17 protein-coding genes, 1 tRNA gene and 1 riboswitch are annotated in these 23,661 nt (G+C 39.0%); of the genes, 5 read left to right on the forward strand and 13 right to left on the reverse strand.

The features are described from left to right. Positions 1 to 45: 45 nt before the first annotated feature. The 4 genes from H6731_03005 to H6731_03020 form a co-directional block, all read right to left on the reverse strand. Positions 46 to 498 (reverse strand): hypothetical protein, encoded by a 453-nt coding sequence (locus H6731_03005; GenBank protein ID USN51392.1) that lies wholly within the window; start codon positions 496 to 498, stop codon positions 46 to 48. A gap of 743 nt (positions 499 to 1,241) precedes the next feature. Next, positions 1,242 to 1,910, reverse strand: coding sequence for an ankyrin repeat domain-containing protein (locus H6731_03010; GenBank protein ID USN51393.1), 669 nt, complete (start codon positions 1,908 to 1,910; stop codon positions 1,242 to 1,244). A 108-nt stretch (positions 1,911 to 2,018) separates the two neighbouring features. Next, positions 2,019 to 3,833, reverse strand: a complete 1,815-nt coding sequence (locus tag H6731_03015; GenBank protein USN51394.1) for a hypothetical protein — start codon at positions 3,831 to 3,833, stop codon at positions 2,019 to 2,021. 110 nt (positions 3,834 to 3,943) lie between these two features. Further along, positions 3,944 to 7,672, reverse strand: a complete 3,729-nt coding sequence (locus tag H6731_03020; GenBank protein USN51395.1) for a hypothetical protein — start codon at positions 7,670 to 7,672, stop codon at positions 3,944 to 3,946. 290 nt (positions 7,673 to 7,962) lie between these two features. Then, positions 7,963 to 8,058, forward strand: a riboswitch (TPP riboswitch). On the opposite strand from H6731_03020, the gene H6731_03025 reads away from it, so the two are divergent. Then, on the forward strand, positions 8,050 to 9,477 hold the full coding sequence (locus H6731_03025; GenBank protein ID USN51396.1) for a sodium:solute symporter family protein: 1,428 nt from the start codon (positions 8,050 to 8,052) through the stop codon (positions 9,475 to 9,477). It overlaps the preceding riboswitch by 9 nt. Here the strand turns inward: H6731_03025 and H6731_03030 are convergent. Continuing rightward, positions 9,427 to 10,275, reverse strand: a complete 849-nt coding sequence (locus tag H6731_03030) for a hypothetical protein (protein ID USN51397.1) — start codon at positions 10,273 to 10,275, stop codon at positions 9,427 to 9,429. The genes H6731_03025 and H6731_03030 overlap by 51 nt on opposite strands. A gap of 86 nt (positions 10,276 to 10,361) precedes the next feature. Here H6731_03030 and orn point away from each other — a divergent pair, with 86 nt between their 5' ends. Both orn and H6731_03040 read left to right on the forward strand, forming a co-directional pair. Then, positions 10,362 to 10,922, forward strand: a complete 561-nt coding sequence (gene orn, locus H6731_03035) for an oligoribonuclease (protein ID USN51398.1) — start codon at positions 10,362 to 10,364, stop codon at positions 10,920 to 10,922. Positions 10,923 to 11,049: 127 nt separating this feature from the next. Continuing rightward, entirely contained in the window at positions 11,050 to 11,280 is a 231-nt protein-coding gene (locus H6731_03040) for a hypothetical protein (GenBank protein USN51399.1), read from the forward strand. Between the two features lie 224 nt (positions 11,281 to 11,504). Here H6731_03040 and H6731_03045 read toward each other — a convergent pair whose 3' ends face one another. From H6731_03045 to H6731_03065, 5 genes are all read right to left on the reverse strand, one after another. Then, the gene (locus tag H6731_03045; GenBank protein USN51400.1) at positions 11,505 to 11,747 is read right to left on the reverse strand and encodes a hypothetical protein; all 243 of its coding nucleotides are present in this window, start codon (positions 11,745 to 11,747) and stop codon (positions 11,505 to 11,507) included. Positions 11,748 to 11,975: 228 nt separating this feature from the next. Continuing rightward, positions 11,976 to 12,440: a hypothetical protein gene (locus tag H6731_03050; protein ID USN51401.1), complete on the reverse strand. Its 465-nt coding sequence runs from the start codon at positions 12,438 to 12,440 to the stop codon at positions 11,976 to 11,978. Between the two features lie 189 nt (positions 12,441 to 12,629). Then, positions 12,630 to 16,256: a chromosome segregation protein SMC gene (gene smc / locus H6731_03055; GenBank protein USN51402.1), complete on the reverse strand. Its 3,627-nt coding sequence runs from the start codon at positions 16,254 to 16,256 to the stop codon at positions 12,630 to 12,632. Between the two features lie 69 nt (positions 16,257 to 16,325). After that, complete coding sequence (locus H6731_03060; GenBank protein USN51403.1) at positions 16,326 to 17,123, reverse strand: tetratricopeptide repeat protein; 798 nt, start codon at positions 17,121 to 17,123, stop codon at positions 16,326 to 16,328. Between the two features lie 12 nt (positions 17,124 to 17,135). After that, on the reverse strand, positions 17,136 to 18,350 hold the full coding sequence (locus H6731_03065; protein USN51404.1) for an AI-2E family transporter: 1,215 nt from the start codon (positions 18,348 to 18,350) through the stop codon (positions 17,136 to 17,138). 289 nt (positions 18,351 to 18,639) lie between these two features. Between H6731_03065 and H6731_03070 the strand changes: the two genes are divergently transcribed. Then, positions 18,640 to 18,903, forward strand: a complete 264-nt coding sequence (locus tag H6731_03070; GenBank protein ID USN51405.1) for a hypothetical protein — start codon at positions 18,640 to 18,642, stop codon at positions 18,901 to 18,903. Positions 18,904 to 18,961: 58 nt separating this feature from the next. On the opposite strand, the gene H6731_03075 is transcribed toward H6731_03070, so the two are convergent. The 3 genes from H6731_03075 to H6731_03085 all read right to left on the reverse strand — a co-directional run bounded on the left by H6731_03075 (position 18,962) and on the right by H6731_03085 (position 23,330). Next, positions 18,962 to 19,969 carry a hypothetical protein gene (locus H6731_03075; GenBank protein USN51406.1) on the reverse strand — a complete coding sequence of 336 codons (1,008 nt, stop codon included), beginning with the start codon at positions 19,967 to 19,969 and terminating at the stop codon, positions 18,962 to 18,964. 84 nt (positions 19,970 to 20,053) lie between these two features. Further along, on the reverse strand, positions 20,054 to 22,027 hold the full coding sequence (locus tag H6731_03080; protein ID USN51407.1) for a hypothetical protein: 1,974 nt from the start codon (positions 22,025 to 22,027) through the stop codon (positions 20,054 to 20,056). Between the two features lie 76 nt (positions 22,028 to 22,103). After that, complete coding sequence (locus tag H6731_03085) at positions 22,104 to 23,330, reverse strand: hypothetical protein (GenBank protein USN51408.1); 1,227 nt, start codon at positions 23,328 to 23,330, stop codon at positions 22,104 to 22,106. A gap of 132 nt (positions 23,331 to 23,462) precedes the next feature. On the opposite strand from H6731_03085, the gene H6731_03090 reads away from it, so the two are divergent. Next, a tRNA-Arg gene (locus H6731_03090) sits at positions 23,463 to 23,538 on the forward strand. Positions 23,539 to 23,661 lie beyond the last annotated feature (123 nt).

Consider the following 23,661-nt stretch of genomic DNA (forward strand, 5'->3'; position numbering starts at 1 on the left):
CATAGTTGGCGCTATAGATATTTTTGATCTTTTGATGAGCTATTTTTAGTGCATCGATAGATGATAGTTTTTTGCAGCAGCAACAAATAAGTTATGGATACTGTCATGCAGCCTTCCTTGTTCACCTACTTTTGTTGCATCTTCTAAAGCTAAAGGATCATCTTCTTGCATGCTGGCTTTCAAAAAATCTGCATTAATTCCTGCCACACTTTCAGTTATATTCTCATCAATAGCTGCATCTCTTTCGCTCTTTGAACCGTATTTTACGTCAAAGATCATCTTTACAGTGTCCAACAAAACATTGAGCTCTTTGATTTTATCTTTATAAGCCTGTGCTGCCAGCTCAAATCCTTTATAAGTCTCTATTCCCAAAGAGCCTTTTTCATTAAGCTGCCCTTGTCCTTGTCCTTGTAAATCGTCTTTCTTTATCTTATCGCACGAGTTTAAAAGCACAGTTAAGCCCAAAAGAGCCGCACTAATAAATATATTTTTAATCATTTGTTACACCGATTTTTTAAAATATATTTCCCAAACTGACTAATATTTCATTTATTTAATCATTTATAACAATAAAGACAAAAATAAACACGAAATTATAAAGAGAAATATTCATTACATTCGCTGATTATCGTACTAAAGCAATAAGAGATGACAATAGGGCACTAAAAAGATAATAATCACTCATAAATTAAAAACAAAAACCACGCATACAGTAGCTAAGCTATTAATAATAAATCTTTTTTTTAGCCACTTGACAGACTGCACATGTTTTTTTAGGCCTCAATCAACTTTAACCGCAGGGGTGCCTTGAATTATAAGGCTGAGAAATACCTTGTCTTTGACTACTGCACAACCTTAGGGGGAATGATACTGCCACTGCCACCAAACTTTTGAGAATTTCAACTTGGAGATTTTTTGGATGTTTTTAAAATGCGCTCTTAGGTTGGAACAAAGTTGATTAGCCTCTCTTGTCATCCCAGCGCAGGCGGGGATCCAGAAAGCGCCTTGTTCACTTTCTTAGTGCATTTAGCAATGTTTCATTAACTCTACAGTAGTGACTTATTATTCATTTTAGCTATCCCCGCTGGATCCCCGCCTGCGCGGGGATGACAGAAGAGAACTCGTATTTTTATCGTTCATAGCAGCGCGGGGATGACAGAAGAGAACTCATATTTTTATCGTTCATAGCTGCATGGGGAAGGCAGAAGTGCAACTATTTCAAAACAGTCTTTAGCTAAAACTCACCCATTATTGATGCTGTAGCGTGTATCGATTGGGGGCGGCAGGAAAATTGGAATAACATCTTTGCTCATCAGCCTATCGCTATACAAGCTTTCTGAATGTCTTTGAAAAATTCTTTTTATTTCATCAAGTTGCATGTCCCAAGCCAACATGTAGGCAGTCTTTTGATTGTTATCTTTAAGATCTAGATCAATTGAGCCCACTATGCCGTCATAGCTCAGCAAAAGCTCCACCATGGAAGCATGATTTGCCAGGACTGCCCCGTGAAGCGCGCATCTTCCATGTTTATCCTGCGTATTTAAGCCCTTTATCACCTTGCCTTCGCTCAGTAAAAATTTAACTGCGGCTTTATTGCCAGTATGGGCAGCTAGCATAAGAGGTGTCTGCTGATAATCATTCAAGGCATTAAGATCAGCTTTGGCCATATATTTAAGCATATAAAATACATTTAGGTTTTTGGATATTGAAGCAAAAAAATGCATAGCATTAAAGCCAAAATTATCGACACATTGACCAGCTTTTTTACCGTATTTATAACTAAGCATTAAAACCTTGCTTTCATCATTATTTTCTATAGCTGAAAAAAGTTCTCTACACAGTGAATCAGCCCTACTAGTGGCTGAAATAAAGCTGATGCTGAGCATAAAAAAAACTATGTATGAGCTCATGGATCGATCCTTTGTCTTAGTTTTCGTTCAGATAACAAAAAAGTTGCCAACACAGCAATAAAAAAGCCTCTGTTTTACCAGAGGCTGTGAGTAATTAAGAGTTAGGGTTTATAGGTGAGAGTTCCAGAACAGAGCATTTCCTTCAGGTCCAGTCAATTCACTCGCCTTAAACCACACGTAATCACTTGCTTCGACAGGAATTCCTTGCAAGCGAGCGTCACTAGAATTGAACTGATATTCCTTTGAACCAAGTTTCTCAGGCCCATGCTCTGCTGCAACTTTTTTCAATTTGAAGCCAGATGCATTAGCCTGAGTCACCTTAAACTTACGCGCAACGCCATTTATATTAGAAATGGCATAGAGCTCAGTACTACCAGCTTTAGTTCGGTATATTTTTAAAAACTCAGTGAGCAAGTTGCGCTTGGCACTATTATCCAAGCCGACATCATCAGCCGCCGTCATAATCGTCTGTAGACGGATGTTATTGGCTTGAGTGCTTGCATCAGCCAGCGCTTGCAAAAGATGGTTTTTCTTAGCGTTAGTGAGGGTAAGAGATTTTACGTGATCATAGAGTGCTTGAGCGTGACCAAACGGATTGGGATCAAGATTAACAAGCCCAGACTCTGGGGCAGCCAAAGCATTTTTGATCTCAGTAGCCCAAGCAATTTTCCAAAGATCAGTGTGCAACCAACCATCGACCAGATGTTGCATGTCAGCAATAGTCTCTGGCTGTGGACGAGCATCGTAGATCTGCTTTTGAATATTATTGACAATAGCATATACCCACACATTTGAAGGGTTTTGGAGTTTCTGATACTCCATAGCCGCTGTTGTATCGATATAATTCACAATCTTATTATAGGTAGCTTGAGGGATACTTCCGCGATTTTGAAGCTCGTATGAAGCTCCAGAAGAATCATCCCCCTCTGCTTTTTGCCATGCATCCAGAGCTGTTATGATAGCATTTGCAATAGCTTGATGGCCTGCACCTAATAGATCCGTTACCTTAAGCACACTTTTCACGGCAGTTTCAACAGCAGTATCGCGAACATCTTTTCTACGTGGACGTGCTTTTGCAGCCTCAAGGATAGGATTAAACAATAGCTCTTTTTGTGTGTCGGTCAGAACCGCATCTTTGATGATGGCTTGGAAAGTTCCCGCATCGAGACCTGTATCTTCTCCCCTAGTATATTGGTAGCCTAAAGGATTATCCAAATTAAGCGCATCTTTTACATTCTGCTTATTGATGCCGGCATCTGTAAAAAGCTGATCATCGATCTCATCGATGGCCATTTCGCGTCGAGTTTGGCTTGGATAGTCTTTCCATTTGTGTCCACCTGTTCCATTGTCCTCAGCTATCTTGGCAAACACTTCATCAACCAAGGCATTGATAGCTTTTACTTGGCCTAAAGGTGCTGCAGCTGCTGCATTGGCAAATAAAACCATGAGTTGATTGTTTGGAGCTGCAACATACGCTTGAAGATTTTGAAACGCCGGATACTCTGTATCCACAACTGCCATAATGGCAGCGGCATCAGCACCGCCTGCTGCCGTAATAGCTCCATCCCTAGTGCCATTTTTTTGAGGGTTATTGTTAATAGCTTGCTCTACATCTCTTATCACCTGGTTGACCTCGGCTTCACTACGAGCACCACGATTAGCTATAATCACATTGTAGACAGCTTGAGCCAAGCCTGATTCAGCTTGCGCAAAGAGCAGTGGATTATCTTGCTGCATAGCATTAAAGCCAAAATTATCGACACATTGACCAGCTTTTTTACCGTATTTATAACTAAGCATTAAAACCTTGCTTTCATCATTATTTTCTATAGCTGAAAAAAGTTCCCCACACAGTGAATCAGCCCTACTAGTAGCTGAAATAAAGCTGATGCTGAGCATAAAAAAAACTATGTATGAGCTCATGGATCGATCCTTTGTCTTAGTTTTCGTTCAGATAACAAAAAAGTTGCCAACACAGCAATAAAAAAGCCTCTGTTTTACAGAGGCTGTGAGCAATTAAGACTCAGGGTTTATTAAATACTCTTCCAGTTCAAGAGCATTCCATCCGGTTTCCCCCTAGAAAATATTCCAGTGGACTTTTTAAAAGTCACCGTGTCGCCGTTAAAGATAGGTATCCCTTGGAAACGATCTTTTGGAACATTGTATTGTTTACCATCAGGGCCTTTGACCGCAATCGTACTTCCATGGCTTAGCTGCACAGTAAAAGTTTCGTTGCCGGGCTGTGAACTATAAGGGTAAAGCTTGATAAATTCTCCGAGCAAATTGCGCTTAGCCGGATTATCGAGGCCCACATTATCAGCCGCCGTCATAATCGTCTGTAGACGGATGTTATTGGCTTGAGTGCTTGCAGCATCCAGCGCTTGCAAAAGTTGGTTTTTCTCAGCGTTAGTGAGGGCAAGAGATTTTACGTGATCATAGAGTGCTTGAGCGAGAGCAGGCGATTTGCGATCAAGATCAAAAAGCCCAGACACTGCACTGTCAGCCAAAGCATTTTTGATCTCAGTAGCCCAATTAGTAGCCCAACTAGTGCTCACAGCACCCAACCAACCATCGACCAGATTTAGCATTTCAGCAATAGTCTCTGGCTGTGGATGTTTATCGTAGATCTGCTTTTGAATGGAATCGACAATAGCATATACCACTGCATTTGAAGGCTCTTGGAGTCTCTGATACCCCATAGCCGCAGTTGTATCGATATACTTTACAATCCTATCATAGGTAGCTTGAGGGATACTTCCGCGATTTTGAAGCTTGTATGGAGCTCCATTACTATGCACCCCCTCTGCTCTTTGCCATGTTTCGAGAGCTGCCTTGATATTATCTGCAATAGTTTGATGGTCTGCACCTGATAGATCCGCCACGCCAAGCGCATTTTTCACTGCGTCTTCAACAGCAGCATCGCGATTATTTTTTATACGTGGACGTAGTTTTGCTGCATCATAGATAGGTTTAAACAATAGCTCTTTTTGTGTGGGGGTCAGAGCCGCACTTATGATGGCATTGTAAGTTCCCGCATCGAGACCTGTATCTTCTCCCTTAGTATAGAGGTATGTTAAAGGGACATCATGATTAAGCGCATCTTTTACATTTTGCTTATTGATGCCGGCATCTATAAAAAACTGATCAGCAAAAAACTGATCAGCGATCTCATCGATAGCCATTTCGCGCAGAGTTTTGCTCGCATAGTTTTTCCATTGGTATGTACCTGTTCCTCTTCCATCGTCCTCAAGTATCTTGGCAAACACTTCATCAACCAAGGCATTGATAGCTTTTACTTGGCCTAAAGGTGCGGCACCTGCTGCATTGAAAAGTAAAAGCTGCAAGCGATTGTTCGGGAAGGGATTATAGGCTGGAAAAATTTTAAACGCCGGATACTCTGTATCCACAACTGCCATAATGGCAGCGGCATCAACACCGGCTGCTGCCGCAATAGCTGCATCCCTAGTGCCATTTTTCTGATGGTTAGCATTAATCGCTTGCGCTACAGCTCCTATCACCTGGTTAAGCTGGGTATTATTACGAGCACCACGATTAGCTATAATCACATTGTAGACAGCTTGAGCCAAGCCTGATTCAGCTTGCCCAAAGAGCAGTGGATTATCTTGCTGCATAGCATTCTTTAGGGAATTTTTGTTTAAAGCAGTTGTCCCTAATCCATCGATGGCTGCATCGCGCTCTGCCTTGTGAGCATAATTAGTTGCATAGATCGGCTTGACTGCTGCCAGCAGAGTATTCCAGCCCTCTATAGTATTTCGAGTGCCAGCATCATAAACCCCAGGGTTAGTCCGAAGAGGATTTACTCCAGTAAAAAGTGCGTAGGTATTTGCACCAAGCGCCTCTTGAGCTTCAAGCAATGGCCTATCCTGCTGCATGGCTGCTTTTATATCATTTCTTATAGCGTCATTTACTATAGCGTTATATACCCCCATCGAAGCATCGACCGCAGCATCGCGCGGCTCCTTGGTGTGGTGAGCAGCATTATTGTAGATAGCTGTTACAGCATTCAAAAGAGTATTGATTGCTGCAATATGAGCAGCATTGGCTGGATCATCAGCAAGACCTTGGATAACTGCGAAAGTCTGAGCATCAAGTGCTGCTGGCTTAGCAGCAAATTTTACCAAAGCGTTATCAGCCTGCATCTGCGCCTTGAGCACATCTTTTGTGATACCTGCTATTCCGACTGGTATATTCAGTGCCTCGATAGCAATATCACGCAGAGCCTTGGTGGTATGGGCAGCATCATCTCTTATGCCAATAACTTGAGCAAGCAAGGTATTGAGAGCGGCAATATGTGCGGCATTGGCAGGATCTGCCGCTGCTGCAGTAAAGAGAGCATAAGTTTGGGCTCCTAAGGTGCCTTGATATTCAAGCAATGCTTTGTCCTGCTGCATATAATTTTTGATATCAGCAGCAGTAATCCCGCCTATTGTGGTTGGCTGTAGGGCAAGCGCATCGATCGCTTGATCACGAAGCTCTTTGCGAGCATAAGTATTTATATAAATCGGGGTTATTCTGTCCAACAGAGTGTTGAGCTGAGCAATTTTGTCGCGATTAGTAGCTGCTACCACGTTGATTCTATTGTAAGTACGAGCGCCAAGACCTTTAGCATCTCTCAGTCCACTCGGCACACTGAGGTGATTATCTTGTTGCATAGCAGTTTGTACTTGATTGGCATCTATTCCTGCTACAGGAACATGAAGCTCAGCTGCAATTCGTGCATCGCGAGCGGCCTTGGTAGTCAGTGTAGCATCTGTAAAAATAGCAGTTAGCCTTCCAAGCAAGCTGTTGAGCGCTGCAACATGTGCAGCATTGGCAGGAATGAGGGCTGCATCAGCGAAGAGCTTGTAGCTGTTATTGCCGAGTGCACCTTGACTCTCGAGCAATGGCTTATCCTGCTGCATAGCTGCCTTGATCTGCGCAACACTTATGGTGCCTACCGTTGACAGATTAAGTCCATTGATTGCATGTTCACGAGCATTTTTGTTTGGGTGATCAGCTGTAAAAATCGGAGTTATTTTAGACAATACTGAATTGAGTTGGTCTTTTAAACCGGCATCGCTCCTGTAAGAGTCAACAAATAATTGGTAGGTCAAAGCCCCCAAACCATTGGCAGCAAGCAAGCCTGTCACTGGAACAACTGGCTTATTCTTATCCATCAATTCCTTGATCTTATCCGCACTAATACCGCCGATTGACTTGGGCAAAGCTTGATCGATGGCCGCATCGCGGTCAGCCTTTGAAACATAGTTGGCGCTATAGATATTTTTGATCTTTTGATGAGCTATTTTTAGTGCATCGATAGATGATAGTTTTTTTGCAGCAGCAACAAATAAGTTATGGATACTGTCATGCAGCCTTCCTTGTTCACCTACTTTTGTTGCATCTTCTAAAGCTAAAGGATCATCTTTTTGCATGCTGACTTTCAAAAGAGCTGCATTAATTCCTGCCACACTTTCAGTTATATTCTCATCAATAGCTGCATCTCTTTCGCTCTTTGAACCGTATTTTACGTCAAAGATCATCTTTACAGTGTCCAACAAAACATTGAGCTCTTTGATTTTATCTTTATGAGCCTGTGCTGCCAGCTCAAATTCTTTATAAGTCTCTGTTCCCAAAGAGCCTTTTTCATTAAGCTGCCCTTGTCCTTGCCCTTGTAAATCGTCTTTCTTTGTCTTATCGCACGAGTTTAAAAGCACAGTTGAGCCCAGAAGAGCCGCACTAATAAATATATTTTTAATCATTTATTACACCAATTTTTTAAAAAATATTTCCCAAACTGACTAATATTTCATTTATTTAATCATTTATAACAATAAAGACAAAAATAAACACGAAATTATAAAGAGAAATATTCATTACGTTCGCTGATTATCGTACTAAAGCAATAAGAGATGACAATAGGGCACTAAAAAGATAATAATCACTCATAAATTAAAAACAAAAACCACGCATATAGTAGCTAAGCTATTAATAATAAATCTTTTTTTTAGCCACTTGACAGACTGCACATGTTTTTTTAGGCCTCAATCAACTTTAACCGCAGGGGTGCCTTGAATTATAAGGCTGAGAAATACCCTTTGAACCTGACCTGGGTTATGCCAGCGTAGGGAGCCGCTTCATGATTAATTCCTTTCATTCGTCAATTGATATTGTATCTTTTTTAAGCGGGTGGGATTTTTTGGTACTGCTTGTCTTTGCAGGCACTTTTTTGTTTTCTCCCAAACTCATCTCGTGCTTCAAAAAGCAAAAAAACTCTAACAACGAATTTCTGCTCATGAGCCGCGATTTGGGCCTTGCTCTTTTTGTAGCTACTCTCACCTCAACCTGGTACGGCGGTATTTTTGGAGTAACACAGATCGCTTTTGAAAAGGGTCTTTACAGCTTTTTTACCCAAGGGCTCAGTTGGTACAGCGCCTACTTAATCTTTGCCCTTTTTATTGCTAAAAAAATTCGTAAAAGCAATGCTCGCTCATTACCCGAGCTGATCGGTATGCGATTCGGTCTGCACGCCCGTAAGCTCAGCGCATTGATATTATTTTTTCACGCTCTGCCCGTCACCTATGCCCTAAGCATTGGTATTTTAATACAAATTTTAACGGGCCTCAGTCTTTCACTTTCTGTATTTTTTGGAGTGCTCCTGGTGACGATTTATTCTTTATTTGGCGGCCTCAGAGCGATCGTCATTACTGATGCACTTCAATTTTTGCTGATGTTTATCTCGGTAATGATGGTTGTGCTCTATTCTTTTTATTCTTTTGGGGGCTTAGGTTTTCTTGAAACACAGTTGCCAAACCACTATTTTGATTGGCACGGCAATCAAAATCCACTCGATGTTTTATTGTGGTTTTTAGTTGCCTGCTCAACAACACTTATTCACCCGGTGTTCTATCAGCGATGTCTTGCAGCCAAAAACGATAGCACCGCTTTTTTTGGTATCTTGTGCGCTATTATTTTATGGATTGTCTTTGACTGCTGCACAACCTTAGGGGGAATGTATGCCAAAGCCATCATTCCCCAGTCGCCAAGCGAGCAGGCTTATCTTTACTATGGAGTTCAACTTCTGCCAGCAGGCCTGCGCGGTTTTTTTATTGCCGGACTCATGGCTGTGATTCTTTCCACGCTTGACTCATTTTTATTTGTGAGCGGCACAAGCATTTCTTACGATTTTTTAAGTGCAAACAACGACAGTCTCATGAATCACCGCATCATGATCGGAATCAGTGGCGTTGTTGTTATTGGTATAGCCCTGCTCTTTGGAACTAATTTTGAAGCTCTGTGGCTTTTTATGGAAGCCACTTTTAGCGTGGTATTGTTTTTTCCTGTGATGGCTACACTTTTTAGCAGCACAAGCTACTCTCAACGATTTTTCTTTGCGGGTGCCATCACTTCTTTTGCAAGCTACGCACTCATAAGCATGACGGCCCACAAAAGCGAGCATTCGTTTTTAGCTTTTTTTCTCGCTCACTTGGTAAATGTTATATGCCTACTGCTCGGACTATATATGCGTGCGAAGAGCAAAACCAAATTGGCGGTTTTTCCCAACTAAAACATCTTGGCTGTAAAGCACATCAGCCTCAAACATACCTAAGATCAAACCAGAGCCTAGACTTACTACTTTCTTGTTTTCTTTAATGCTTGATTTAAAGCCGGCACGCAAAGGAAGCACCGACAGTAGTATAAACTCAGCTCCAGCTGATAAAACATGATCCAAATCTCCATCGCTTGTTGCATCGTTCATGGTCCAATCAAACGATAAAGTTAAAGGCAGCGGTAGTAACACTCCAAAATCAAATGCGCTCCCAACAGATAATCCCAAAGATTTTTCCCGACCTTTTGCTTTCCAGATATGATCTGCAACAATGGCTAAACTGAATCCTATTGGTATGTTGGCCATCAAAGCTATATCGCCATTTAAAAAATGTTTGTAAGGAGCAGGCCCTAAGTTTTTGTCATAGACATAGGAAAAAGACGAACCGAGCGTCAACCAATCTGTCCCTAAAGGAATAGTACTTGCTACGTAAAAACTATGAGAGCTTGAAGTATCGCTATCTGGAAAAAAATGCGTATTGTAGGCAAGACCAACCCCCCATGTGCTGGTTGAAGAATCAACAACAGAAACACCAAAAATATGACCCTCATTTTGGCTGCCAATAAGATATTCTGCCTCAGGCCCTAGCCTACGTTTTTTAATAAGAGCAGCAGGATTGTAGTAAATAACATCATTCGAGCCTCCCTGAGCGCGGATTGCTCCGCCCAAAGATTGAGCCCTTACTCCAACATCCAAGCGTGCATGAGAATTTACTGACAAAAAAATAGTAAAAAAGAAAAAAAACCTCAGACACATAAGCCCCCCCTATCACAGGTCAAAACTCTTTGTATGAACTATGAGCATAGCAAAAAGCGCAGTATCGTTATTTAAGAGGCAAAGCAATGACGCAAAGAAGTGAAGAAATAAGTTATGACCGTTGGGTGTGGGTTGACCTGGAAATGACAGGCCTCGACGATGAATCATGTGTAATTTTGCAAGCAGCAATGATAATCACCGACCCGCACTTTAAGGTTCTTTGCGAAGTAGATATTCCTATTTGGCAGCCTGAATCTGCTCTGTCGACCATGATTCCCATAGTAAAAAGCATGCACACCAAAAATAATCTGCTCGAGCGCGTGAGAACCTCACAGTATTCGCTCATGCAGGCGGAACAAGAACTGATGAGTCACTTGGTGCGCCATGTCGGTTATCAAAAGGGCATCTTGGCTGGCAATTCTATGTACGTTGATAGGCGATTTTTAAGGCGCTACATGCCAAGCTTTGAATCTTTTCTGCACTATCGCCAAATTGATGTATCTTCGCTCAAACTTATCTCTCAGGCGTGGTATGGAGCAAAAGGCAGACCACCTAAAAAAGCTAATTCCCATACGGCCTTGGAAGATATCAGAGATTCAATCGAAGAGCTTAAATTTTATCAACAAAATATTTTTAGACATCCATAAGTCTTTTTAAAAATATTAACTACCTACTTTAGGCACTTAGAGAATATTTAAAAAGCTACTGAAATTACGTTCTTTACTCACTACATAAAGGCATGGAATAAGTATTTAAAATTCCTATGGAGTGAATATGAAGAAATCTGTATGCTTTTTGCTTTCGGCTGTATTCCTCAGCGCTAGCGTTTTTGCCTACGAAACGCTACCGAAACCGCCTTCGACTACAGTAACAACCGATCAAGATTGGTGGTCTTGGCTAATGTCGATGGGGAAAAAACCTGAGTATCGACAATCAACCATCCATAACGGAGAAAAAATTTGGTGGAAATGGGATCACAACCGTAAAGAGTGGGTCAGAGACTAGCCCCCACAGCTTATTTAAAACAGAGAAAACCATGATGCGCGCAAGCGCTCATCGTATTGGATATGCATAAGCATTCTAAGCACAAGATCAGCACCGAATTCTTGTAGATTTTTTAGATAGATTCCTAAGACAGACAAAGCGACAAAGTCTAAAAGTAAGCTATTAAAAAGCCCCCTAGTCTAGGGGGTTTTATACATGCTCTTAAATTTATAAAAATATATAAACTAAAGAATCATGGGGTTTAGACCATAGGAAACAAATACTGGCGTGCAGCTATAAACGCCTTTTTCATAGTCAATTTTCAAAGTTTGGCCATCTGGACACTTTGGAATTTGACCGTCTACAATATCGTGAGATACCACTGCTATTTTCGCATCAACCATTTCTTCGCTTGGTGCCTCAGCATTGATTGCCAAAGAAGCAGACACAGCAAGAGCAACACTTACCGCTGAAATTGATTTTTTCATTTTAATTATTCTCCACTCTAAAACAGACTCAAAAATACAAGTGAACCACACCCTAATCTTCTATTAACATGCGATTACAACAAGCTGGGTTGATCTAATATCTCATCTAAGAATTTTCATTTTTTAACGGATCCTTGGTGTAAGCTATTGAACTTTAAAGGGAGATTTTTCTTTGTTATTAAAAAGTTACACAAAAAAATTTTTGTTTTTCACTTTAGAGGTGGTTAATTAAATTTTGGCCGATGTATCTTTTAAGTTCATGAGCTTTTTGAAAAACTCATCATCAACAACGCAACACAGCTCAAGCTTAGGTTCAACCACTTGATAGTTTTTATCTTTTTGCAGGCTGGCAACTGTTGCCAGCGCATCCCTTCCCAAACACAAATGCAGAGTGATTTCATCTCTTTTTTCACTAATATCGAGCTTTTCTATTTCACCTAATGCAACGATATTAAAAATCTCATCTACATTGATAGCGTATTGCGACTGAATAAAAATTTTATTTTCGGCTCGATATATTTTGCCAACATCATCCGAAAAGCTATAAAAAAATCCTTGAGACATTCCTTTTACACGAATCAATTGGACAGGCTTCGATTTATAATTAATTTCGATAGACTCTCCGATCTCAACAGCCAAACAAAAACTTTCAAAAAACATCCACCCAATAAAAATAAGTAAATAATTTTTCACACAGACCTCTTAAAAAAGATTCACACACACATCTCTTGTACAACATTTGGGTCCTTTAAAAATTTCCTGATTTCAAGGAATTATTTCTTTAAAACTGTTTTGAAAATAATTTTTCGCTAAGCTGAGAAAGCATTTTTTGTCCACGATTATTTATCGTCCCCGCCTGAGCGGGGATGATAAGGAATATTTTTAGCTTTCTTGAGACATATCAAACTGCAGTTGAGATGCCTTAGTAGATTTTGACGAAGCACTTTTGCTCGAAGGCGGCGGTGTAATTCTAAGGCTTTCGAAGGCCTGTTGTACATGCACTGATACTATCTTGCTTGAACCTGCATCTTCCATGGTTACCCCATAAAGTTGATCAGCAGACTCCATGGTTTTGCGATTATGGGTAATGACAATAAACTGTGAAAGAGCTGACATTTCCTTGATGAGCTGACTAAATCGTGAAACGTTGGCCTCATCAAGAGGTGCATCCACCTCATCCAACAAACAAAATGGTGATGGCTTTATTAAAAATATAGCCATGATCAAACTTATGGCAGTGAGAGCTTTTTCACCCCCGCTCATCAACTCAATTGAACCAATATTTTTTCCTGGGGGTCTTGCTATGATATCGACTCCGCAGGTCAATAAATCTTCATCGTCAGTCAAAACAAGTTGAGCGTGCCCACCATTAAAGAGTCTGGGGAAAACTTGGGTAAATTGTTTGTTGATATTATTAAATGCCTCAATAAAACGTATTCTAGTCGTTTTATTGATTTTCTTGATTGCGCTTTCAAGCTGTTCAAGAGCATCTTCTAAATCTTGCACTTGAGTATTTAAGAAATCTTGCCGTGCCTTAAATTCGCTGTACTCATTAGCAGCATTTTCATTGACTGTTCCCATCTTTTCCAAAGAGCGCTTTAGATCACCCATTTCTTTTTTAGCCACATCATGGTCCAAAGCAACATGATGAAAGTCAGTTATTTCATGTGCCAAAACTCGGCTGTAGCGCTCCCAAATCTTATCGCTTAAGTTGTTGATATCGTTTTCAAGATTGTTAATAACTAACGCTTGAGCCTGTATCTTTTGCATTTCTTCATCGATATTTTTCTTTACAAATGCAAGTTTTTCTTCCTGAAACAACTTATCTTGACTCAGTTCGCCGCATATTTTTCTAAGCTCATCGAGTTGCCTATGGCAGCTTTCTGATTCTTTGCTCAACAACTCAAGTTTTTTGAGCATCTGTCGTTCTTTTTCTTTAAGTTTAAGCTCATCTTCATTTTTCTCACTCGCCTGAGCATTGAGCAAATCTATCTGAGTTAGCACATGTTCTTTAGAAATTTCTGACTGAGATACTGAGTTTTTTAGACCAGAAGTTTTTTCCTGACAGGCCGCCTTTTCAATTTCAAGTGCTTTAAGCTCACTTTGATAAAGATCGTATTTTTCTTCGCTGCCAAGGCGTGCATCCTTTATTTCCTCAAGCATTTCTTCAAGTTTTTTATGTTCATCTAGTGATGCGGCCCATTCCGATTGCAACTGTTGTTTTTTTTGTTCATTGTTCTCAATATTTTTTAACAATGAATCTAGATGCTCAACCAAACGCTGCAGCTCCGATGCAAAACGATTTTTTTCATTATTTTTTTGTCGTAATGATTCTTCTAAACGAATAATACCCAAAGAAAGTGGTCTTATCTCTTCTAGTAAAGATTTTTTGTCGCCTTCCAAATGGACAATAATCTCTTTGATAGCATCAACACTATTTTGCTGTTTGAGCCTATCGCGCTGTAGAGTCGAGAGTTTTTTTTCTAACTCACTCTGTTCATTTTTTCTTGCTAAAACGCCTTTATTATTTGCCACTCCAAAAATAATAGCTCTGCCATCAGGGCTTAAAAGTTCCCCTGTAGGCGTCACAATAAAAGCTTGAGACAAACGTGCTGCAGGCCAATGTTCAAGCGCTTGTTCAAAATCCTGAGCAAAATAGTATCGAGAAAGTTTATGATAAATACTTTTAAAATTTTCGTCTTTGATAGACAAAAAATCGGTAATACACTTAAGTCCTAGAGGTTTGGCAGAATGACATACTTCGGAATCTTCTAAAACATAAAAACTGGTTGTACAAGATTTTTTATCTTTGAGTACCTTAGTGGTATGTTTGAGCTCATCTTTTTTACCAATCAGACCTGTATCAAGCAAATGGCTAAGACATTTTTCTACCGTCTCGGTGAACTGAGAAGGAACATTCAAAACATCCGCAACCACACCTTTTAGCAAATTTTGTGAAAGCAAATCTGAAATTCCGCTATCACTCCACTCCAACTTCTGATCGATCTCTTGCAAAGATGCGAGTCTTGATTGAGCTTGTCTTAAACTATCTAAGGTTTGATTGAGCGTCTTGATATTTTGAATACGCAGCTGTTCTTGATTTTTTAATTCAACATCTTTTTCATTGAGTTCTTTTTTGAGCTTGGCTTCTCGCTCCTGTCCAAGTTCAAGCTCATGCCCAAGAGCCATAACTCGATTATTAAGCTCAGCGGATTCTTTTTTCTTCTCATCAATTTGAGCTTCCACTCTGCTGATTTCAGTTTTTCTAGAGGCCTCTTGCGAGTTTAGAGCATTGAGCTCAGCTTGCATGCGGGTTGCTAAAGTTGCAGCACTCAGAATTTTTGCCTGAATATCTCGCTCTTTGAGAATATTGTTTTGTCTATCTAAAATTACCTGCTGCCCGCTATCTTTTTTGGCTGTAATTTCTTGATTTATTTTTTCCAAGTGTTTTTTTGCCAATAGATATTCTTCATTAAACTTAGCAATATCTCTTTCAAGTTCTTCTTTGTGTTGTTCTAGATCGGCGAGTTGTTGTTCTACTCTGGCAATAAAATTTTGATTATCTATTTGCGTTTGTTTGGTATATTCCAAATCCTTTGCAAGCAAGTCATGAGAGCTCTTATGCTGCACACTCAAGTCTTCTATTATTCGTTTTTGTTCATGCTTTTCGCTGTAATTTTTTAAAACTCTTTCAAACGAATGTTCTAAGAATGCCTGCTCTTTTTTAAACTCATCAATATTTTTTTGTAAACTTTCACGATAACTTTTAATGAAATTTAATTGCGCAACAAAGGCTAGATAGTTGTGAGAAGAGGCATGGAGATCAAGATTTCTTATCGTGTCTTTAAGGATATTAACCTGGTCGAGTTTTTCTTTATCGCGCAAAAGAGAATTCACTCTTTTTTCTATTTCATTGCGAATATCCACAATGCGATTGAGATTGGTTCTTGTCGCTTCAATCCGTCGCTCGGCTGCAGCTTTTTTCGCTTTATATTTGGTAATTCCTGCAGCCTCTTCAATAATGCTTCTGCGGTCTTGAGGTTTTGCCGAAATAACCTCATTCACTCGACCTTGCTCAATTATGGAATAAGCTTTGGTACCAACACCGGTACCCATAAAAAACTCAGAGATATCTTTGAGCCGTGCTTTTTGACGATTGATTTCGTACTCTGACTCACCAGTTTTATAAAGCCTGCGGGTGATTTCGATTTCGCTGTAGTGATTGTATTCAAGCGGCGCATCTTGATCGCGATTTTCAATGGTTAATGTTACTTCAGCAAAACCCAAAGCCGCTTTTTTTTCTGATCCACAAAAAATAATGTCTTGCATGTTGCCGCCACGTAAATGCCGAGCATTTTGCTCACCCATTACCCAGCGCAACGCATCAACGACATTGGATTTTCCACATCCATTTGGTCCCACAACCCCAGTGACACCATCACCAAAGCTGATGCTTTGCCTGCTAGCAAAAGATTTGAAACCAAAAATATCTAGTTTTTTAACACGCATGTAGCCTAACCCACTGCCCTAAGCCCTATAAAAAGTATTTTACATCACATTAGAGCATGAAAATTGGGCTTATGATTTTTTACACAGATATTCATCATTTTCAATAAAACTCATGGTCTGCTTATAGTCTAGCTTCTGCGCGCGTTTTAAAAGCAGGTCGCTTTCTTTTTTGCGTTTTTGTCGCCCAAGCAGCGACGCCAACTGCAATACAGCATCAATGTTATCGCTATTTATTTTTATCGCTTGAGTATAAGCCTTTTGAGCTTCATCTAAAAAACCCTGAGCGCTATAACAAGTCCCTATACTCAACCACGCCGCATCATTGTTCTCTTGCTCAAAAACAACTTTATTGAGCTCCTTTATTGCACGCACATTCTGTCCCAATGCAATAAGCGACTGTGCTAAATAAAAGCGGATCTCACAATCTCCCTCACTTTGTTCAAGAGCTTTTTCAAAATGACACAATGCCTGTTCATGTTTTCCTTCACCGGCCAAGCACAGACCTAAGTTAAAACGCGACTGATAAAAATCTCTGTCGATTTTAAAAGAACGACGAAAACATGTCGATGCAAGTTGAGCACCATGGTTAGCTAAAAAACATCCAAGGTTGTGCAGTGCACAAGAACTGTCAGGCTCAAGTGACAAAGCTTTTGTATATGCACCAAGAGCCGACAATAAATCTCCTTTGTCGGCATAGACCGTTCCCAAGTTGTCATATCCTTGCGCAGAGTCTGGTGCATTTGAAATTGCTTTTTGAAATTCCTTTACCGCTTCATCGAGCCAACCGCGTTCAGCTAACTCAATACCGCGTGCATTATGCAAACTAGAACGGGATATATTATCTATTTGATCACGATTGGTTGACATTTCTACACCTCTTTAAGAAGAGATCCTGTCATTTTGCGCTGGTTTTGCAACCAGTTCATTCATAGCTTGCGCTTTTCCTAAGACTGAAGAAAAAATCGTGATAATAATACTCATTATTGGCACTGCAACTAAAGCACCAACTATACCATAATAATGCTCACCAGCAAGCAAAGCTAAAACAATTAAAACTGGGTGAATCTTAGCGCTATCACCAAGTATTTTAGGATTGAGCAAATTTGCTTCTAACACATGAATTGCGGCAATCCAAATCAAAGCTAATAAAGCCTTAAAAGGTGAGATTGTCAAAGCAACCAAAACGATAGGTACCGTGCTAATAATGCTGCCAAATATTGGAACTAAACTAAAAATCCCTGCAACAGCTGATAATATAAAAGCAAATTTTATCTTAAATATCAATAAACCTATAAGCGTTAAAATAGCATTTATTAAACATATAGTTATTTGCCCTCTCACCACTCCTGACAAGCGTTGATCTAGCCGCCCTAAGAAGTCATTAAAGCGCTCTTGATCGTTGCTTGGCACCAGAGCAAAAAAGAATTTTTTGATACTATCAACATCCACCAAAAGAAAGCCTGTCAACATTAGGATCAACATAAGCGTAAATAAAAAAGACACTATTTTAGAAGCAAACAATTGAGCACTTGATATAATATTTGCTGACTGAGACTTAAGATATATTACTGCATCATTCATAACACTATGAAAAACACTCAAGAGATCAATTGAGAACACATTGGGCTTTTGCAAGTCTTGCGCAATTGGTGAATTTTCTAACGCAGGAGAAGAGATTTCCAATGGTAACTGATAATCACGAAAGAACTGTTCTATAGAACGTCCTAAATCATTGATAGTTTGATCGTCGATAGAGTTAATAAATATACTTGTATCTTTTGCAAGCCGTACCATCTCAGAATAAAATTGTGGCACGAAAACAATAGAAAATATCGCAATAACAAAAACAAATGTTAGGTAAATAATAACTACAGAACCAGCCCTCGACAAAGGTTTCCCCCGTACCTTTATGCGACCTAGCCATCCCACCATAGGATGAAAAACATAGGCTAATAAAGAGGCTAAAACAAAGGGCAAGAGAATAGTTCGCACCAGATAGAGGGTAAGAAATAATGCGAACCACAAGCTCAACAAAAAGGCTTTATGTAAAAATGCCTTTGACTTAAAATCAAAATAATTTTTTGAATGACTCAATGCTTATCTCCACAACAACTCAATAGAGTGATAGGCTCAAGCTATAGCACCAACATGGGATTTGGGCTACGAAGCTTAACTCTTATGCTCGCTTAAAAATAAACAAATTATTTAAGAAAGTGGTTTGTAAACAGTTAGCAAATGATTTTTTAGGATATTTTTGCTGTGATAAATAAAATATTTGCGAAAAATATTGATAATATTACCCAAATTTTATTGTTAATCATAAGAAAAAAAGACAAAAAGGCTTTAGCGGATAACTTCAAAACGCTCTTTCAACAGGTATAAAATGTTCGGACTTATAAAATGGATCATTATTTTATTGATAATCGGCTCGATTTGGTTTTTCTACGATGTGGCTACCAAACTCAGCCCAAGTGAGAAACGCGAATTCAAAAAAGATGCTATCGAAGCCATCGACCATGGCAACACAGAGCCCTTGGGTTCCAAATTAAAAGAGAAATTCGATGAGAGAAAAGAAAATGTTTTTGAGATTATAAAACAAAAGCTTCACCGCCTTATTGATAAATGGGGCGATGAAGAAAACAATTAAGAAGCTGTTGAAAATAAATTTTCGCTTTGGCTTAGAAAAATTAATTTCAAAACAGTCTCTAAGAGCATCTCTCATAACCAGAAATAATTTCTTTAGGAATCTCAACAAATTGATATTTTGAAAGCAATTTGTTTCTCTCATTACTGTAGTGGCGATAAATAATTTGGAAGGGCTCTTCACCTGCTTCATTTTTTGTCATCTGTATAAACTTCAAAGACACAGGAAATTCGCGAAACTCTGTTTCAAAGTTTTGTTTAAATTGGTGAAAAATTTCTTTGAGCTCTGATTCCAAAAATAATCTTTCTCCGCTAAACAAAAGCGCTATTTCCAAATCAGAAATCGCCGTAAATCCTTTGATACGAACTGAATTTTTGACAACCCCATTATCATTGATTGGAAGCTTGCCCAGCAAACGCTTATCCCTCTTAAGCACCTCTGTGCGTGGCATCACTCTACTACCAAAATAATACATATGCTGCACATCTATCTTATTAGCTTTAAGATGCTTTATCAGATGAGAAAGCAGAAGCTCTTCAATTTTTTCTGTCATGCCACAAATACGAACCTGCTCATTGCTCAAAGTTTCTCGTTTAATAAAAGAAGTCTCTTGCACTTCTTGCCACGTTAAAGAGGGAGCTTCATAGCCATGAGACAGTTGATCTTCCACTTCATAAAGCGCGTGTTTAAAATAATCATTTATTGATTCCATATGTTCTGTTTGGTGGCATACATATGGAGTCTTAGAATCCACAAAATTAGTAGGCTTGCTTTTATATGAATCACTATAAAACACTTCCAATTCCAAGGGACACGGCAAACTATCGTGATCTAATTTCTGCCATAGGCTTTCAAGTCTATCTTTATGCTTTAAATAATTATTTTTATCGAAAATCACATGTATTCCATCGCTATCAATCCTAAAAATTTGATAACGAAAAAGAAAATCTGCTACTGTATCATTCCGATAATTTTTGTGGATAAGATTGCTATCCACGCTCGAAGAAAAGCTTGTCAAAGCAAAGCTTATAAAAAGTCCTGCACATATCCGCTTAGTTCTTTTTTGCACGATTGCCCCCCGGCTCATGAAAAATATATTTCAGATGCAATAAGTAGGTCCTAAAACATTATTTTGGCGAATATAAAAAAATATTTACCACCTATCACACTGATTTATTGATTTAAATTCATATAGTTTTTCGAGCTGATTATCAGCAAGCAATTGACCCACCATCAGATCGCCTAATAAAGGATGTCTAAAGACATTCTTATTATTGAGCACCCTAGGAAAATTTAGTTTCTCCCCAGAAGCGACGAATTCTTGTGCTTTTATCAAAGATCGAGCCTGGGTGAGGAATTGCCTTTGTATGGAGGCACCGGTAGGAATCACTTTAAAGTGAACATCTATTTTGCTGACATTTTCATGAAAAAAGTCGCGATTTGAAAAAACATAGTCCGCCCCCATATTCACCAAGCTTCGCGAATTATTAATGCGAACAATAATATCTGAGGCAGTGGCACAAGCGACTCGTCTTTGTGCCTCATCAACTATAGAGCGATTACTCCTTAAGCCATACTTATTAGCAAATTTTGCATAGTACTTATAAAAATCTTTAAGCTCTCGGGCTGCCCCATTCCTGAGATATTCATAAAATTGCCATCCAAGATGACCAAAAAATTGCCCTTCAATGCTCTTGATAAATTTTACAATCAAATGATCGATATGCGTGCCTTGATCGTCGGCAACGAAATTCTTCTTGTCTATTTTTACTTTTATTTTTTTTATATAGTCATTTATCTTTGAAAAAGATTGAGTGAGCAGTTCAATTTTTTCATCAAAAATCTTTTCGATATCTGTTTTTAATTCTGCAAAACTCAGCTCATCTTCAACAATTCTTGCTTGAAGTTGTTCGTCATAACGAGAAAGTTCTGCTTGCAAAATTTCATCGATTCTTAACAATGGCTGCAAAAAAATTTGAGCAAGCTGTTGATCATCATAGAGTCTGACTTGGACATCGCTCAATAATGATGCAGAATCAAGAAATTTATTTTTATCTGCACCTATATCTGTGAATGACTGGTATCTGTTTTCATCAAATTCAATATTTTGTAGTAATCCACTAATTTCTATTAATACATCGGGCAATTGTGAACGAAATGTCCAACTTGTTTCATCACCGTGAGATGACAAGAATGACTCAAATTTATGAGCATTATGCGTAAATAGAATTTTTTCTTGACCAAGATTAGTCAATAAAAAATCTTCTTCTAAAGTCTGTAGTTCTTTTAAAATTGCTTCTTTTTCAATTTGGAGTTTCTTGATTTTAGAATCAATGCTTATGGCAAAATCATGGGCTGTAAGATAGTTTTGTTTATCCTTTGATGTAGCGATATGAAGAAATTTTCTTTCCTCAACTTCAGTTTTAATTTCATAGAAGCTACACACCAAACTAATAAAATTTTCTCGATCCTCATTTTTGCTCATATTAAATTTTGGTTTGAGCAGACTATCAACTATTTTTAATGAGGCGCTCGCCGTAAGGCCCCCAATACCAGCAAAGAGAGAATATTTGTTCGGCACTAAAAGTGCGCTCATAGAAACACTGCCAAGTACATCGGATAAAACCGGAATTAGCCCCCTTTCTTTAATATCAAAGGCACAACGTGAATCACCTACTAAAGCAGAAAGCGAGCTCATCATATCATTAAGATTTTGATAATAACCAGCCTGGTAGCCAGATGCTGCACCCGTGCCCTGTCCATAATAAAACTGTCCTAACTTAGTGACGGATGCACCAAAGCTCGCAAAGTAACTATCTTTCTCGCTTTTACATGAACTGCTGGTTAAAGCGCTGAAAATTTGATTGAGTTTATCTATAAGATCTTGGTCATCGATTTGCCTAAGTGGACATTGTTCAAGCCTCTTAGACTGCGGCCAACTCAAGGATAAAAATTCATCTACCCTGTCCACTACACCAAAATCAAAGCCATCGTTTTTGAGACGTCGATAAAAATCTAATTCCAAGCTTGGTGAATAGATTTCTTTTTGTCCTTCAACGGCGTTTACTGAACAGAGCGGTAACGAAAGCCCAAAGAAGATCAGAATAATAAAATTATTTTGTTTCATAAAAGCAACTAGCAAAATCACATGTGTTTTGGAGCAGCAAATAATTGATTCTTAGAGCAGCTTAAAATCAGCACAATCACCAGCTGTTATGTTCGTCTTTGTATTTTTTATAGGCGATTATAGGAGGAAAATTCTGTAAGAATTTGCGAATGTCTGCGTAATTAGTCCCGCTAAGTTCGCTGTAATCACTGCCCTCAACGAGATATTTTATTTGATTGGGACGAATATACTCCAAAGGCTTTAAGGTCAAAGCTTTGCTATCTATAATACGCGCATCGCCGCCGTAACTGGATATGGGTGCATCAGCAAATCTGATCCGCGCTATCCAAGGAAGTTTTTCTCCTTCTACATAGGCAAAATGCCACTCTATGACGTGATTGTTTAACTTTGCTAAAAAAACATCAACCTTGATATTATTTTTGAGTTTTTCTTCGCCTTCTGTGCGCGAAAAAAGACTGTGAGATCTTAGATAGCTCTTATTTAAACACAAAAAATTTGGAAAAAAATCTTTGGGCAGAGCATCTTTTTCCATGCTGGCAAAAAATTTTTCTCTGCTATCTTGTTGGCCATTGATAAAACCAACACCATTTTCATAATTATTAAATTCGGTTTTAAAATCTACACTGGTCACATTGGTGGGCGTTATTAAATTTAATTCTTCTATGCGCTTAGCTCCTTTAAATTTATTTCTGAGTTCTTCAATTTTATCAGCGCTAAGAGTAAGACACGGCCCTCCTTCATCATAGTTGAGTTGGGCATCGACAACAGGATTAGGCAGCATATCTTGTGTATAATGCGCGCCTTTATCATAGGCCCCTTCAGGATAAATAAATTGGGTAGAACGCCACACGCCATTGCTCAAAGAACGGTACAACAATTGCGAATACCACTGATGCTCATAAAAGCTATACATAATACTCAATGGTCTTTCGCCGCAGATGCTTTTTGAAAAATAAAATTTATTGCCCTGAATTTCTAAACCTGAATTTGGTGGATATTCTTTAGCTAAAATTGCAGTTTTCAATGCTACAATCTTTTTCTCTCTATCGCTATTGGGCAAAGCATCACTAAAATCTTTTATCTGATCAACAAACTCATCTTTATCAATTTTAGCAAGCTTTGTGATTTTTTCATGTGATTGCCATTTAATAGGACATTCTAAATCAGATTTAGTAGAACGTGCAGCAGAGTTTGTTTTAGAGCTTGGAGCAACACTATTGTCGTTGCATGAGAATAAAAAAAGCCAAAAAGAGCTGCAGAAAATTGCAACGCAGTAATTTAATCGTGCACTAATAAATCTCATTGAATTTCCTATTAATTTTGAAACGGCCTTCTACATATAATATTGGAATTGCTATGAAGCATATCTTCATAAAGATCAATGAGCCCCCTAGACGGCTTGTATCTGCCTGGCACAGTCCTTGCACCAATTCGGGCTCCCATAGCTCAGTGGATAGAGCACTTGTTTCCTAAACCAGGGGTCGCACGTTCGAGTCGTGCTGGGAGCGCCACTATTTATTCGCTCAATAAGCCCTAACTTTATGAATATTTCCAATAAAATATTACCAACAATTTAACTGGATCACATCCAAGATATTCAACACATGAAATATTAAATAACACCTAACTGAATA

This window comes from Myxococcales bacterium (genome assembly GCA_023898405.1).
Lineage (GTDB): Bacteria > Myxococcota > UBA727 > UBA727 > JABDBI01.

Bases quoted from the DNA above. Each gene is read 5' to 3' on its own strand.
- H6731_03005 (USN51392.1), bottom strand. From the start codon at position 498: ATGATTAAAAATATATTTATTAGTGCGGCTCTTTTGGGCTTAACTGTG.
- H6731_03040 (USN51399.1), top strand. From the start codon at position 11,050: ATGAAGAAATCTGTATGCTTTTTGCTTTCGGCTGTATTCCTCAGCGCT.
- H6731_03045 (USN51400.1), bottom strand. From the start codon at position 11,747: ATGAAAAAATCAATTTCAGCGGTAAGTGTTGCTCTTGCTGTGTCTGCT.
- H6731_03020 (USN51395.1), bottom strand. From the start codon at position 7,672: ATGATTAAAAATATATTTATTAGTGCGGCTCTTCTGGGCTCAACTGTG.
- H6731_03010 (USN51393.1), bottom strand. From the start codon at position 1,910: ATGAGCTCATACATAGTTTTTTTTATGCTCAGCATCAGCTTTATTTCA.
- H6731_03060 (USN51403.1), bottom strand. From the start codon at position 17,123: ATGTCAACCAATCGTGATCAAATAGATAATATATCCCGTTCTAGTTTG.
- H6731_03015 (USN51394.1), bottom strand. From the start codon at position 3,833: ATGAGCTCATACATAGTTTTTTTTATGCTCAGCATCAGCTTTATTTCA.
- orn (USN51398.1), top strand. From the start codon at position 10,362: ATGACGCAAAGAAGTGAAGAAATAAGTTATGACCGTTGGGTGTGGGTT.
- smc (USN51402.1), bottom strand. From the start codon at position 16,256: ATGCGTGTTAAAAAACTAGATATTTTTGGTTTCAAATCTTTTGCTAGC.
- H6731_03025 (USN51396.1), top strand. From the start codon at position 8,050: ATGATTAATTCCTTTCATTCGTCAATTGATATTGTATCTTTTTTAAGC.
- H6731_03070 (USN51405.1), top strand. From the start codon at position 18,640: ATGTTCGGACTTATAAAATGGATCATTATTTTATTGATAATCGGCTCG.
- H6731_03080 (USN51407.1), bottom strand. From the start codon at position 22,027: ATGAAACAAAATAATTTTATTATTCTGATCTTCTTTGGGCTTTCGTTA.
- H6731_03030 (USN51397.1), bottom strand. From the start codon at position 10,275: ATGTGTCTGAGGTTTTTTTTCTTTTTTACTATTTTTTTGTCAGTAAAT.
- H6731_03085 (USN51408.1), bottom strand. From the start codon at position 23,330: ATGAGATTTATTAGTGCACGATTAAATTACTGCGTTGCAATTTTCTGC.